General features: G+C 31.3%; 26 protein-coding genes. All 26 read right to left on the minus strand.

Annotated features, from left to right (window positions below):
* Positions 1-79: 79 nt before the first annotated feature.
* The 26 genes from rplQ to rplV all read right to left on the minus strand — a co-directional run bounded on the left by rplQ (position 80) and on the right by rplV (position 12,399).
* Positions 80-421, minus strand: a complete 342-nt coding sequence (rplQ, locus tag CLOACE_RS03250) for a 50S ribosomal protein L17 (RefSeq protein ID WP_070109619.1) — start codon at positions 419-421, stop codon at positions 80-82.
* A gap of 50 nt (positions 422-471) precedes the next feature.
* Complete coding sequence (locus tag CLOACE_RS03255) at positions 472-1,419, minus strand: DNA-directed RNA polymerase subunit alpha (RefSeq protein WP_070109620.1); 948 nt, start codon at positions 1,417-1,419, stop codon at positions 472-474.
* Between the two features lie 64 nt (positions 1,420-1,483).
* Positions 1,484-2,104, minus strand: coding sequence for a 30S ribosomal protein S4 (gene rpsD / locus CLOACE_RS03260; protein ID WP_070109621.1), 621 nt, complete (start codon positions 2,102-2,104; stop codon positions 1,484-1,486).
* Between the two features lie 29 nt (positions 2,105-2,133).
* Positions 2,134-2,532, minus strand: coding sequence for a 30S ribosomal protein S11 (gene rpsK, locus CLOACE_RS03265; RefSeq protein ID WP_070109622.1), 399 nt, complete (start codon positions 2,530-2,532; stop codon positions 2,134-2,136).
* A gap of 28 nt (positions 2,533-2,560) precedes the next feature.
* Positions 2,561-2,932 (minus strand): 30S ribosomal protein S13, encoded by a 372-nt coding sequence (rpsM, locus tag CLOACE_RS03270; RefSeq protein WP_070109623.1) that lies wholly within the window; start codon positions 2,930-2,932, stop codon positions 2,561-2,563.
* Positions 2,933-3,039: 107 nt separating this feature from the next.
* A complete protein-coding gene (gene rpmJ, locus CLOACE_RS03275) occupies positions 3,040-3,153 on the minus strand; it encodes a 50S ribosomal protein L36 (protein WP_016205879.1) in 114 nt (37 codons plus the stop codon).
* 16 nt (positions 3,154-3,169) lie between these two features.
* Complete coding sequence (gene infA, locus CLOACE_RS03280; protein WP_011988826.1) at positions 3,170-3,388, minus strand: translation initiation factor IF-1; 219 nt, start codon at positions 3,386-3,388, stop codon at positions 3,170-3,172.
* A gap of 7 nt (positions 3,389-3,395) precedes the next feature.
* Positions 3,396-3,677 (minus strand): KOW domain-containing RNA-binding protein, encoded by a 282-nt coding sequence (locus tag CLOACE_RS03285; RefSeq protein ID WP_070109624.1) that lies wholly within the window; start codon positions 3,675-3,677, stop codon positions 3,396-3,398.
* Positions 3,678-3,688: 11 nt separating this feature from the next.
* A complete protein-coding gene (gene map, locus CLOACE_RS03290) occupies positions 3,689-4,441 on the minus strand; it encodes a type I methionyl aminopeptidase (protein ID WP_070109625.1) in 753 nt (250 codons plus the stop codon).
* Positions 4,442-5,092, minus strand: coding sequence for an adenylate kinase (locus CLOACE_RS03295; RefSeq protein WP_070109626.1), 651 nt, complete (start codon positions 5,090-5,092; stop codon positions 4,442-4,444).
* Positions 5,093-5,119: 27 nt separating this feature from the next.
* Positions 5,120-6,397, minus strand: a complete 1,278-nt coding sequence (secY, locus tag CLOACE_RS03300) for a preprotein translocase subunit SecY (protein ID WP_070109627.1) — start codon at positions 6,395-6,397, stop codon at positions 5,120-5,122.
* A complete protein-coding gene (rplO, locus tag CLOACE_RS03305; RefSeq protein ID WP_070109628.1) occupies positions 6,398-6,838 on the minus strand; it encodes a 50S ribosomal protein L15 in 441 nt (146 codons plus the stop codon).
* A gap of 15 nt (positions 6,839-6,853) precedes the next feature.
* Entirely contained in the window at positions 6,854-7,036 is a 183-nt protein-coding gene (gene rpmD, locus CLOACE_RS03310; protein ID WP_070109629.1) for a 50S ribosomal protein L30, read from the minus strand.
* Positions 7,037-7,047: 11 nt separating this feature from the next.
* Entirely contained in the window at positions 7,048-7,545 is a 498-nt protein-coding gene (rpsE, locus tag CLOACE_RS03315) for a 30S ribosomal protein S5 (protein ID WP_070109630.1), read from the minus strand.
* A gap of 15 nt (positions 7,546-7,560) precedes the next feature.
* Positions 7,561-7,920: a 50S ribosomal protein L18 gene (gene rplR, locus CLOACE_RS03320; protein ID WP_070109631.1), complete on the minus strand. Its 360-nt coding sequence runs from the start codon at positions 7,918-7,920 to the stop codon at positions 7,561-7,563.
* An 18-nt stretch (positions 7,921-7,938) separates the two neighbouring features.
* Positions 7,939-8,481 (minus strand): 50S ribosomal protein L6, encoded by a 543-nt coding sequence (gene rplF, locus CLOACE_RS03325; protein WP_070109632.1) that lies wholly within the window; start codon positions 8,479-8,481, stop codon positions 7,939-7,941.
* Positions 8,482-8,503: 22 nt separating this feature from the next.
* Positions 8,504-8,902 (minus strand): 30S ribosomal protein S8, encoded by a 399-nt coding sequence (rpsH, locus tag CLOACE_RS03330; RefSeq protein WP_070109633.1) that lies wholly within the window; start codon positions 8,900-8,902, stop codon positions 8,504-8,506.
* A gap of 31 nt (positions 8,903-8,933) precedes the next feature.
* A complete protein-coding gene (locus tag CLOACE_RS03335; RefSeq protein ID WP_070109634.1) occupies positions 8,934-9,119 on the minus strand; it encodes a type Z 30S ribosomal protein S14 in 186 nt (61 codons plus the stop codon).
* A 12-nt stretch (positions 9,120-9,131) separates the two neighbouring features.
* A complete protein-coding gene (gene rplE / locus CLOACE_RS03340; RefSeq protein ID WP_070109635.1) occupies positions 9,132-9,677 on the minus strand; it encodes a 50S ribosomal protein L5 in 546 nt (181 codons plus the stop codon).
* A 22-nt stretch (positions 9,678-9,699) separates the two neighbouring features.
* Positions 9,700-10,023 carry a 50S ribosomal protein L24 gene (gene rplX / locus CLOACE_RS03345; protein WP_070109636.1) on the minus strand — a complete coding sequence of 108 codons (324 nt, stop codon included), beginning with the start codon at positions 10,021-10,023 and terminating at the stop codon, positions 9,700-9,702.
* A gap of 18 nt (positions 10,024-10,041) precedes the next feature.
* Positions 10,042-10,410 carry a 50S ribosomal protein L14 gene (gene rplN, locus CLOACE_RS03350; protein ID WP_070109637.1) on the minus strand — a complete coding sequence of 123 codons (369 nt, stop codon included), beginning with the start codon at positions 10,408-10,410 and terminating at the stop codon, positions 10,042-10,044.
* Positions 10,411-10,436: 26 nt separating this feature from the next.
* Entirely contained in the window at positions 10,437-10,691 is a 255-nt protein-coding gene (rpsQ, locus tag CLOACE_RS03355) for a 30S ribosomal protein S17 (RefSeq protein WP_070109638.1), read from the minus strand.
* A gap of 18 nt (positions 10,692-10,709) precedes the next feature.
* On the minus strand, positions 10,710-10,922 hold the full coding sequence (gene rpmC / locus CLOACE_RS03360) for a 50S ribosomal protein L29 (RefSeq protein WP_070109639.1): 213 nt from the start codon (positions 10,920-10,922) through the stop codon (positions 10,710-10,712).
* On the minus strand, positions 10,912-11,355 hold the full coding sequence (gene rplP / locus CLOACE_RS03365) for a 50S ribosomal protein L16 (RefSeq protein ID WP_070109640.1): 444 nt from the start codon (positions 11,353-11,355) through the stop codon (positions 10,912-10,914). The genes rpmC and rplP overlap by 11 nt, the downstream gene beginning before the upstream one ends.
* A gap of 18 nt (positions 11,356-11,373) precedes the next feature.
* Positions 11,374-12,048, minus strand: a complete 675-nt coding sequence (gene rpsC, locus CLOACE_RS03370) for a 30S ribosomal protein S3 (protein WP_070109641.1) — start codon at positions 12,046-12,048, stop codon at positions 11,374-11,376.
* Between the two features lie 15 nt (positions 12,049-12,063).
* Positions 12,064-12,399: a 50S ribosomal protein L22 gene (gene rplV, locus CLOACE_RS03375; protein WP_084027536.1), complete on the minus strand. Its 336-nt coding sequence runs from the start codon at positions 12,397-12,399 to the stop codon at positions 12,064-12,066.
* Positions 12,400-12,401: the final 2 nt, after the last annotated feature.

The raw sequence follows: 12,401 nt of genomic DNA on the forward strand, positions 1-12,401 counted from the left end.
GAAAAATATCAAAATATTACATTTAAATTAGCAAAATGGGGACTAAGCTGATTTTTACTTAATCCCCTAAAATAATTCATTATACTAATTCTAGTATAACTACTTCTGCTCCGTCTCCTCTTCTTTGTCCTAATTTATACATTCTAGTATATCCACCGTTTCTTTCTGCATATTTAGGAGCTACATTATCAAATAAATCTTTTACTACTTGTTCTTCTGTTATAAAAGCAAGCACTTGTCTTCTTGCATGAAGATCTCCTCTTTTAGCAAGAGTTATCATTTTTTCTGCTAAGCTTCTTGCTTCTTTTGCTCTAGTTTCTGTAGTTTGTATTTTACCATTTTTTAAAAAGCTAGTAACAAGATTTCTAAGCATAGCTCTTCTTTGATCTGTTGGGCGGCCCAACTTACGATATCCTGGCATATAGTATACCTCCTTTTACATTAATTCAGCTGTATATAAGTATATTAATTTTATTCTTCTATTTGCTTCAAGCCTAATCCTAAAGCTTCTAACTTTTGCTCTACTTCTTCAAGGGATTTCTTACCTAAATTTCTAACCTTCATCATATCATCTACAGTTCTTTCAGTTAATTCTTGAACTGTATTTATGCCCGCTCTCTTTAAACAATTGTAGCTTCTAACTGAAAGATCAAGTTCTTCAATTGTCATTTCAAGAACTTTTTCTTTTTTATCTTCTTCTTTCTCAACCATTATTTCAACATCATCCGCATGGTCTGTTAATGTCATAAATAGTTTGAAATGTTCTATAAGAATTTTAGCTGATAAACTAATTGCTTCGTCCGGCATTATAGTCCCATTAGTCCATACCTCTATAGTCAATTTATCATAATCTGTAATTTGCCCAACTCTAGTATTTTCAACAAAAAAATTCACCCTCTTAACAGGAGTATATATTGAATCTACTGCTATAACTCCTATTGGCATTTCTTCTGTTTTATTCTTATTCTGAGTTACATATCCTCTTCCTTTATCAACTATGATTTCCATGTGCAATTTTCCATCATCATCTAATGTTGCTATATGTAAATCTTTATTTACTACTTCTATATCTTCATCAGCTTTTATATATTCTGCTGTAATTTCTCCTGGTCCTTCTGCATCAATATATACTGTTCTTGGACCTTCTCCATCCATTTTCAAAGCTAAATTTTTAATATTTAATATTAATTCAGTAACATCTTCTTTTAGACCTTTAACAATTGAAAATTCATGGAGTACTCCATCTATTTTAACATATTTAGCTGCAACACCTGGTAATGATGAAAGAAGAATTCTTCTTAAAGCATTTCCTAGAGTTGTTCCATAACCTCTTTCCAAAGGTTCTATGACAAATTTGCCATAAGAGCCTTCTTCACTTAATTCAACACATTCTATTTTAGGCTTTTCTATTTCTAACATATAAACCCTCCTTTATTATTTGTATTATAACTACTTTGAGGGCAACTGATTTATGCTAATTTAATTATTTACTATATAACTCAACTATTAATGTTTCATTAATAGGAACATCTATATCTTCTCTTGATGGTTCAGCAACAATTTTTGCTTCAAAATTTTCTGGATTCCCTTGTATCCATGATGGTAATGTTTTTGGATTTTCTGCAAATGTCTTAAACTTTTCAGTAGCTCTACTTTTTTCTGAAACAGCTATTAAATCATTTACTGATAGTGAATAAGATGGAATATCTACCTTTTTTCCATTTACTAAGAAATGACCATGAGTAACTAATTGTCTAGCTTCTTTTCTTGAATTTCCATATCCTAATCTATAAATTACATTATCTAATCTCATTTCTAGGAATCTTAACAAGTTTTCACCTGTTATACCTCTCTTTTTTTCTGCATTTTTATAATAAGTTCTAAATTGTTTTTCTAAAACTCCATAGATTCTTCTAGCTTTTTGTTTTTCTCTTAATTGTAATCCATAGTTAGATATTTTCTTTCTTCCTTGTCCGTGCTGTCCTGGTGCATAAGGTCTTCTATCAAATGCACATTTATCAGTATAACATCTATCTCCTTTAAGAAATAATTTTAATCCTTCTCTTCTACAAATTCTACAATTTGCTTCTGTATATCTAGCCATTAAATTTTACACCTCCTATTACTAAAAAATTAAACTCTTCTTCTTTTTGGTGGTCTACAACCATTATGTGGAATTGGAGTAACATCTTTAATTAAAGTTACTTCTAATCCAGCAGCTTGTAATGATCTTATAGCAGCTTCTCTACCTGATCCTGGACCTTTAACATATACTTCTATGCTTTTTAATCCGTGTTCCATAGCTACTTTAGCTGCTGTTTCAGCTGCCATTTGTGCAGCAAAAGGAGTGCTTTTTCTTGAACCTCTAAATCCCAATCCACCTGAGCTAGCCCATGATAATGCATTACCTACAGCATCAGTAATTGTAACTATTGAATTGTTAAAAGTTGATTTTATATGTGCACAGCCATGTTCAACGTTTTTTCTTTCTTTTCTTCTTCTTGACTTTTTATTTTTTGCGCCAACTGCCATTTTTATCCCTCCTTATTAACATTTATTTTTATTTCTTTCTCTTAGCTCCTACCATTTTCTTTGGACCTTTTCTAGTTCTAGCATTTGTTTTAGTCTTTTGACCTCTAACAGGAAGACCTCTTCTATGTCTCATGCCTCTATAACATCCAATTTCAATTAATCTTTTTATGTTTAAAGCTACTTCTCTTCTTAAGTCACCTTCAACTTTAGTATTTTTGTTTATATAATCTCTTATAGCATTAACTTCTTCTTCAGTTAAATCTTTAACTCTAGTATCTGGATTTACTCCTGTATTTTTAAGTATTTCACGTGAAGTTGGCAATCCTATTCCATATATATATGTTAATCCAATTTCAACTCTTTTTTCTTTTGGTAAATCAATACCTGATATTCTTGCCATTAAAATTTACACCTCCTAAATCTAAATAGATAAATGATTTATTATATATAAAGTTTTAGGGCAATAAAATATGCATATTTTATTGTCAGCCGCTCCCTAAAACATTATTATCCTTGTTTTTGCTTGTGCTTAGGATTTTCACAAATAACCATTACTTTGCCTTTTCTTCTAATTATTTTACATTTTTCACATATAGGTTTTACTGATGGTCTTACTTTCATAGTTTAAACCTCCTTACTATTTTGCTCTCCAAGTTATTCTGCCACGTGTCAAATCATATGGTGAAAGTTCAACAGTAACTTTATCACCAGGTAATATTCTGATGAAATTCATTCTTAATTTTCCAGATATATGTGCTAATATTTTATGACCACTTTCTAATTCTACTTCAAACATTGCATTAGGTAAAGCTTCTAAAACAGTACCTTGCATTTCAATAACATCATCTTTTGACATAAGGTAATCAAACCCCCTTATTATCGTCTTGAGACTGTAAAAACTCACTTATAGACTTATTATTAACCTTTTTGCCTGATAATATTGAACTCCTAGCTTCATCTAAAACTGCATCACCTAATATAAGATGGCGCAATTTTTTCTTCTTTGGTTTATCTACACTCCTAAGCTTTCCATCAGAAATATACACATATTTATCATCAATTACACCTATAATTATAAACAATCTTCCTTTATCTCTTCCAGCATTAGAACGTGCTACCCTTCCTAATAGCTCTTTATCATTCAAACTATTCACCTCTATTGAATTAAAGTCAATATTTCAGGTCCATTTTCTAATATAGCAACTGTATTCTCGTAATGAGCTGATAAAGTACCGTCTTTAGTTACAACTGTCCAACCATTAGGTTTTGATTCAACTTCATAGGCTCCTAAATTTATCATAGGCTCAATTGCCAATACCATTCCACTTACTAATTTAGGACCTCTTCCAGGTCTTCCGAAATTAGGAACTTCTGGATCCTCGTGCATATCTTTTCCTATACCGTGACCAACATAGTCTCTAACTACAGAATAGCCATAACTTTCTGCATATTGCTGAATAGCAAAAGATATATCTGTTAATCTATTATTTTTTAAAGCTTTTTCTACTCCCTTAAAAAAACTTTCTCGTGTTACATCTATCAACTTTTGAGCTTCTTCACTAATTTTTCCTACTGGAAAAGTTCTTGCAGCATCACCCTGATATCCATTTAATATAGCACCACAATCTATGCTAATTATGTCTCCTTCTTTGAGTATTGCATTTTTATCTGGTATACCATGAACTACTTGTTCATTTACAGAGGTACATATTGAAGCTGGAAAACCATAGTATCCCTTAAAGGATGGTTTTCCGCCTCTTTTTGTTATAAATTCTTCAGCTATTTTATCAAGCTCTGCCGTTGTAATTCCAGGTTTTACTGCTTTTTCTAACTCTAAAAGTGTTTCCCCAACAAGTTTTCCTGCTTTCCTCATATACTCTATTTCAGTATTATTTTTTATAATTATCATTTATTTATCGCTCCCCAAAATGTTGCAGATATCTTTAAATACATTATCTATTGTTTCTGTACCATTAACCTTGCATAGTGCATTTTTTTCATTATAATAATCTACAAGCGGTTGAGTCTGCTTTTCATATACATTTAATCTTTCTTTTACTGTCTCTTCTTTATCATCTTTTCTTTGTATTAAAATTCCTCCACATATATCGCATTTACTTTCTTCTTTTGGAGGATTAAACTTAATATGATAACTTCCACCACAAGATTGACAAACTCTTCTTCCTGTCATTCTATCTAAAATAAACTCATTAGGCACTTCAATAAGAAGAGCAAAATCAATTTGACTATTATTGCTTTTTAAAAATTCATCTAAAGCTTCTGCTTGTTTAACAGTTCTTGGAAAGCCATCTAGTAAAAATCCTTTTTTACAATCATCAGATTGTAATCTATCTTTTACTAAATCAATTGTTAATTCATCAGGGACTAATTGACCTTTATCCATATATTCTTTTGCTTTTACACCTAATGGTGTCTTTTCTGATATATTTTTTCTAAATATATCTCCTGTAGATATATGTGGTATAGAGTATTTTTCACTTATTAATTTTGCTTGTGTGCCTTTTCCTGCACCAGGAGGACCTAATAAAATTATATTCACCCGAACCATCTCCAAAATATTTATTTTTTATTTTAAAAAACCTTGATAGTGTCTAACAACAAGCTGAGATTCTATCTGTCTTATAGTTTCAAGAGCTACTCCAACTATTATTATTAGTCCTGTTCCTCCAAAGGAAATCCCTTGAAACTTACTATGAGTTGATACCAGAATTGGTACTACGGCTATTATTCCTGCAAATGTACCACCAATTACTGAAATTCTATCTAAAACTTTTTCTATATATCTTGCAGTAGGTTCACCAGGTCTTATCCCTGGTATAAATCCTGACGACTTATTCATATTTTCAGCCATTTCTTCAGGTTTAAATGTAACTTGGGTGTAGAACCAAGTAAAGAATACTGTAAGTATAAAATACATTAAAGCATATTGCCAACTTCCATCTCTAAAAAAACTATATTTACTTCCTGTTATAAATTTATAAAAGGCTGAGTCAGGCCAAAATTGACCAATAGTTGCTGGAAATTGCATAGTAGAAATAGCAAATATTATTCCTATAACTGCTGATCCATTTACATTAATAGGTATATGTGTGGATTGACCTTTATAAAGTTTGCCTCCTACAGCTTTACCTGCATATTGTACTGGTATTCTTCTTTCTGCTAAACTCATAATTACAACAGCAATAAATAAAATTAATACTAAAACTAGAAAAATTATAACTTCAACAAAATTAACTGTTTCTGCCTTTTGTAACCCTGCAATTCCATATATAGTACTAGGAAATCTAGAAACTATATTTACAAATATCAAAAGTGATATTCCATTTCCTATACCTTTTTCTGTTATTTTGTCTCCAAACCACATTAAAAAAGTAGAAGCAGTAACTAAAGTTATTATTATCAAAAACAAAGTTAGTTTTGAGTTATTTTCTAAAGCATTAGCACGAGTTATTATTGCATATGTAGTAAATGCTTGAATAATACCAAATAAAACTGAACTATATCTTATATATTGTTGAATTTTTTTTCTTCCTTCTTCACCTTCTTTTGATAATTGTTCTAAAGAAGGTACTGCTATTTGTAGTAATTGCATTATAATTGAAGCATTTATATAAGGAACTACGCCCATTGCAAATATACTAAACCTACTAAAAGCTCCACCTGATATCATATCATAAAAGCTAAATAAAGTTCCACTTTCAGTAAGTTTAACTAATTTAGATGTGTCTATTCCTGGAACAGGAATAAAATTACCTAATCTAAAAATTGCTAACATAAATAATGTAAATAGCAGTCTTTTTCTTAATTCAGGAACTTTCCAGGCATTTTTTAAGGTTGAAAGCACCTATATCACCTCTACTTTTCCTCCTGCTGCCTCAATTTTTTCTACAGCAGCCTTAGAAAATTGAGAGGCCTTAATAGTTAAACTTTTAGTTAACTCTCCGTTTCCTAATATTTTAACTCCATCATTTACTTTTCCTATTATTCCTTTTTCAAGTAATAACTCTGGTGTAACTTCTGTTCCATTTTCAAAAACATTTAATCTATCGATATTTATAGCAGTTATTTTTTTAGCAAAAATATTAGTAAAACCTCTTTTTGGAATTCTTCTAAATAAAGGCATTTGACCTCCTTCAAATCCCGGTCTTACTCCTCCGCCTGATCTTGAATTCTGTCCATTTTGACCTCTTCCAGCAGTTTTTCCAAGTCCAGAGCCTGTTCCTCTTCCTACTCTTTTAGAAGCTTTTCTTGAACCTACTGCAGGTTTTAATTCATGAAGTTTCATACTATACACCTCCTCTTAGTTTAGTTCTTCAACTTGTAATAAATAACCTATTTTATTTACCATACCTCTTATTTGAGGAGTATCATTTACTTCTATAGTTTTTCCTATTTTTCTTAATCCAAGAGCATTAACAGTAGCAATATGATCTTTTTTTCTTCCTATTAAGCTCTTTTTTAAAGTTATTTTAAGCTTAGCCAAGGTTATCCCTCCTAACCTAAAATCTCATCTACAGTCTTACCTCTAAGCTTAGCTACGTCTTCCACTGTTCTTAGTTCAGATAAGCCATTAATTGTAGCATTTACCATATTTCTAGGATTATTTGATCCTAAAGATTTAGCTCTAACATCTTTCAATCCTGCAAGTTCTAGTACCGCTCTAACCGGTCCTCCTGCTATAATTCCTGTTCCTTCTGGAGCAGTCATTATAAATACATGACCTGTACCGAATCTTCCATGTATATCATGGGGTACTGTATCATTTACTATAGGAACTCTAATTAAATTTTTCTTTGCATTTTCTATTCCTTTTCTTATTGCTTCAGGTATTTCAATAGATTTTCCCATTCCTACACCAACGTGTCCTTCTTCATCGCCAACAACTACAAGGGCACTAAATCTAAAATTTCTACCACCTTTAACAACCTTAGCAACTCTATTTATATATACTACTTTTTCTTTAAGATTTAAATTGCTAGGATCTATTCTCATTTTTTTCCCTCCTTTTTAGAAATTTAAGCCGATTTCTCTTGCACCTTCAGCAAGTTCTTTCACTCTACCATGATATATGTATCCGCCTCTATCAAATACAACATCTTTTATTCCTTTTGCTAAAGCTCTTTCAGCTATAATCTTTCCAATTTCTTTAGCTGATTCTTTGTTGCTTCCTATGCCTTTAAAATCTTTGTCTAAAGTTGAAGCAGCAACTAAAGTATTTCCGTTAACATCATCTATTATTTGTGCAAATATATTTTTTTCACTTCTATAAACTGATAATCTTGGTTTGTTAGGAGTACCAAATATTTTTTTACGAACTCTTAGATGACGTCTGACTCTAGCTTTATTTCTATCTTCTTTTTTAAACATTAACTGTCACTCCCTTCTTTATTTCTTACCAGCTTTTCCTTCCTTACGTCTAATTACTTCATTTTCATATTTTATTCCTTTTCCTAGATAAGGTTCTGGTTTTCTCCACTTTCTAATGTTAGCAGCTATTTCTCCTACTAATTCTTTATCGATACCTTTTACTATAATTTTAGTAGGTTCTGGTATTTCAAAGTTTATACCATCTACTATATCCATTTCAACTGGATGTGAGAATCCAAGATTTAAAACTAATTTTTTGCCTTTAACTTGTGCTCTATAACCTACACCTATTAATTGCAATACTTTTTGGTATCCTTCTGTTACACCTATTACCATATTGTTTATTAAAGCTCTTGTTAGACCATGAAGAGCTTTGCTTTCTTTACTTTCATCTTTTTTTGTAATTATTACTTCGCTATTTTCAACAGATATATTTACTTTTTTATTCATAGCTTTAACAAGCTCACCTTTAGGACCTTTTACTGTAACAACATTCTCCGGTGCTACAGTAACATTAACGCCATCTGGTATAGCTATTGGAAGTCTTCCTATTCTTGACATAACTGCACCTCCTATTCATTCACTACCAAATGTAACAAAGTACTTCCCCACCAGTTTGTAATTTTCTAGCTTCTTTATCTGTAACAATTCCTTTTGAAGTCGATACAATTGCTACACCTAAGCCATTTAATACTTTTGGAACTTCATCTTTTCTACAGTAAACTCTTAAACCAGGCTTTGATATTCTCTTAAGTCCAGTTATAACTCTTTCTTTATTTTTTCCATACTTCATAGTAAGTCTTAGCATATTAACACTACCATCTGTATATTCTTCTAAATTATTTATATATCCTTCTTGAAGCATTATATTTGCAATAGCCTTCTTAATATTTGATGAAGGAACTTCTACTATTTGATGTTTAACTATATTTGCGTTTCTTATACGAGTTAGTAAATCTGCTATAGGATCTGTCATAGCCATTTTTTTGCCTCCTTTCTCTAAAACAAAGTAATTACCAACTTGCTTTTCTGCAACCAGGTATTTCTCCTTTATATGCTAATTCTCTAAAACAAATACGGCATATTCCGAATTTTTTTAGTACTGAATGTGGTCTTCCACATATTCTGCATCTAGTATAGGCTCTTGTTGAATATTTAGGTTCTTTTTCCCATTTTTTTACTAAAGCTTTACGTGCCACGTTTTTCCCTCCTTAATTATGAGCAAATGGCATTCCAAGATATCTTAATAATTCTCTTGCTTCTTCATCAGTCTTCGCAGTTGTAACAAAAATTATATCCATTCCTCTAACTTTATCAATTTTATCATATTCTATTTCAGGAAATATTAATTGTTCTTTAATTCCTAATGAATAATTTCCTCTTCCATCAAAAGATTTATCTGATATTCCTCTAAAGTCTCTAACTCTTGGTAATGCAACGTTCATTAATTTATCTGCAAATTCGTACATCTTTGATTTTCTTAAAGTAACTTTACAACCTATTGGCATATTTTCTCTTATTTTAAAGTTAGCCACAGATTTTTTTGCTCTAGTTAATATAGGCTTTTGACCTGTTATTATAGACAAATCACTTACTGCTGCTTCTAAAACTTTTTGATTCTCTTTTGCTTCTCCAACACCCATATTAATAACTATTTTTTCAAGTTTTGGTGCTTCCATTATATTTTTATATCCGAACTTTTCCATTAGAGCTGGAACTACTTCTTTTTCATACTTTTCTTGTAATCTTGTAATCATTAATTGTACCTCCTTTCAAAGATTAGAATGTTTCTCCGCACTTTTTGCATACTCTAACTTTAGTTCCATCATCTAAAACTTTTTTACTTATTCTAGTTACGGTTTTACACTTTGTGCAGTATAACATAACCTTTGAACTAAAAATTGGAGCTTCTTGACGAACTATTCCGCCTTGCATGTTCTGTCTATTTGGTTTTTGATGCTTTGTAACTATATTTATTCCTTTTACAAGTACTTTCCCTTTTCTAGGATATACTGCTAAAACTTCTCCTATTTTTCCTTTATCCTTACCTGAAATAACCATTACTGTATCTTGCTTTCTAACATGTATCTTATTTGAAGCCATTCTAGCCACCTCCTTATCTTATAGAACTTCAGGTGCTAATGATAATATTTTTATAAAATCTCTATCTCTTAGCTCCCTTGCAACTGGTCCGAAGATACGAGTTCCTCTTGGCTGCTTATCATCTTTTATTATAACAGCTGCATTCTCGTCAAATCTAATATAAGATCCGTCATCTCTTCCCAAGCCTTTTACTGATCTAACAATAACAGCTTTAACAACTTCTCCCTTTTTAACAACACCGCCTGGTGTTGCACTTTTAACACTGGCAACTATTACATCTCCTATATTGCCCCATTTTCTTTTAGATCCGCCTAGTACTCTTATGCACATAATTTCTTTAGCACCAGAATTATCTGCAACTTTTAAGATGGTCTGTTGCTGAATCATTTATATATCCTCCTTTCAGCTTTAAGTTATTTAGCCTTTTCTACTATTTTTACTAATCTCCATCTTTTTTGCTTTGATAATGGTCTAGTTTCCATTATTAAAACTCTATCATTAACATTTGCCTCATTATTTTCATCATGAGCTTTAAATTTAGTTGTTCTATTGATTATTTTTCCATACAATGGATGACGAACTTTTGTTTCTACCGCTACTACAACTGTTTTATCCATTTTATCTGAAACAACTTTACCTATTCTTGTTTTTCTATTTCCTCTTTCCAAAGTGGTACCTCCTTTCAATTACTGCTGATACGCCTTTAATTCTTCTTCTCTAAGGATGGTTTTTATCTGGGCTATAGATTTTTTTACTTCTTTAATTCTCATAGGATTCTCTAATTGTCCAGTGGCTAATTGAAATCTTAAGTTAAATAATTCTTCTTTAAGATCTAATAATTTTACTTGAAGATCTTTTTGTTCGCTATTTCTTAATTCTTTTAACTCTTTAGCCTTCATTTAATTCACCACCCATTTCTTCAAAATCTCTTCTTGCAACGAATTTAACTTTTATTGGTAATTTATGTGCAGCAAGTCTCATAGCTTCCCTTGCTGTTTCTTCGTTAACTCCAGCTATTTCAAATAAAACTCTTCCTGGTTTTACAACTGCTACCCAATATTCAGGGGAGCCTTTTCCGGAACCCATACGAGTTTCAGCTGGTTTTTCAGTAACAGGTTTATCTGGAAAAATTTTAATCCAAACTTTTCCTCCTCTTTTAACATATCTATTAATAGCTATTCTGGCAGCTTCGATTTGATTGCTTGTAATCCATCCACATTCAGTAGCTTGAATACCGAAATCACCATAAGCTATAAAATTTCCTCTAGTTGCTTTACCCTTCATTCTGCCACGTTGTACTTTACGACGCTTTACTCTTTTAGGCATTAACATACTATATTCCTCCTTCCTTTACGCATTAACTTCTTCTTTTGGTTGTTGCACTTTTTTTGTTGGAAGAACTTCTCCCTTATATGTCCAAACCTTAACTCCTATTTTTCCATATGTTGTATCTGCTTCTGCAAAACCATAATCTATATCCGCTCTTAATGTTTGTAGTGGAATTGTTCCTTCATGATATTCTTCAGCTCTAGCTATTTCAGCTCCGCCTAATCTTCCTGAACATGAAATTTTTACACCTTTAATTCCAAATTTCATTCCTCTTTGAATTGTTTGTTTCATTGCTCTTCTAAATGAAATTCTTCTTTCTAATTGTTGAGCTACATTTTCTGCCATTAATTGTGCATCGATTTCTGGTCTTTTAACTTCCACTATATTTATCGATATATTTTTACCATTATCTAACATTATTTTCAATTGTTTCTTTAATTGTTCTATTTGTTGTCCGCCCTTACCAATAATCATTCCTGGCTTAGCAGTAAAAATATTTAATTTAATTCTTTTAGCTGCTCTTTCAATTTCTATTTTTGATATTCCAGCTGCATAGCTTCTTTTTTTCACGAACTTTCTTATCTTATTATCTTCAACTAAGTAATCTGCAAAATTTCTACTATCAGCATACCATTTAGCGTTCCAATCTTTAATAACGCCAACTCTTAATCCATGTGGATTTACTTTTTGACCCACTCTATATCCCTCCTTTTACTCTCTTTCTTTAACTACTAATGTAATATGACTAGTTCTTTTATTTATTCTAAACGCTCTTCCTTGTGCATGTGGTTGATATCTCTTTAATATTGGTCCTTGGCATGCATATGCTTCAGAAACATATAGTTTATTTACATCTAAATTTAAATTATTTTCTGCATTTGAAACTGCAGATTTTAATAATTTATTTACTACAGTAGCTGCTGCTCTTGGAGTATATTGTAAAATAGCAAAAGCTTCTTTAACATTTTTCCCTCTTACTAAATTAAGAACAACCCCAACTTTTGTTGAAGACATTCTTATATATTTTGCTATAGCTTTAGCTTCCACTT

Source organism: Clostridium acetireducens DSM 10703 (assembly GCF_001758365.1).
In the GTDB taxonomy this organism is placed as follows: Bacteria; Bacillota; Clostridia; order Clostridiales; family Clostridiaceae; genus Clostridium_C; species Clostridium_C acetireducens.